A 650-nucleotide genomic window follows, 5' to 3' on the forward strand; every position below is an offset into this window, starting at 1 on the left:
GCTTTTCCCGCGCCGCGGCGGCGCTCGGCATCGCGCAGCCGGCGCTGAGCCGGCAGGTGCGCGCGCTGGAGGAGGAGCTCGGCATCCGCCTGCTCCACCGCAACGGCCGCGGCGTGAGCCCGACCGAGGAGGGCCGCCGCTTCGCCGAGGCGGTCTCGCCCGTGCTCGACGATCTCGACCGCATCCGCGAGGAGGCCATGGCCGCGCAGGGCGTGGCGCGCGGCAAGCTGCGCGTGGCGATGCCGCCCTCGGTCGCGGCGGCGCTCGGCCCGGCGCTGATGCGGCATCTCCGCGCGGAGATGCCGGATGTGGAGCTCAACCTGCGCGACGGCTTCACCGGCACCATCCACGAATGGCTGACGCGGGGCGAGGTCGATATCGCCGTGCTCAACACGATGCGGCGCAGCGCCGCCGTGAAGATCGAGCCGCTCTACGACGCGCATCTCTACCTCGTGCATAGGCCCGGCGATGCCCGGGTGGCGAAGCTGCTGACGCCGTCGGGGGAGATATCGCTGGCCGAGGTGGCGCAGCTGCCGCTGCTGCTGCCGGGCTGGCACCATGGCGTGCGGCGCGAGATCGGGGCGGCGTTTTCCGCGGCCGGCCTGGTCCCGGCAGGCATCGAGGACGTGGATACGCTGACGGGTCTCAAG

At 73.4% G+C, this 650-nt stretch carries 1 protein-coding gene; it reads left to right on the forward strand.

Annotation, left to right across the window (positions count from 1 at the left end):
• Window positions 1–650: LysR family transcriptional regulator (locus AC1DWF_RS35430; RefSeq protein WP_476843139.1), on the forward strand; the 650-nt coding region annotated here is incomplete at both ends.

It is taken from the genome of Aminobacter sp. P4_D5 (genome assembly GCF_056401815.1).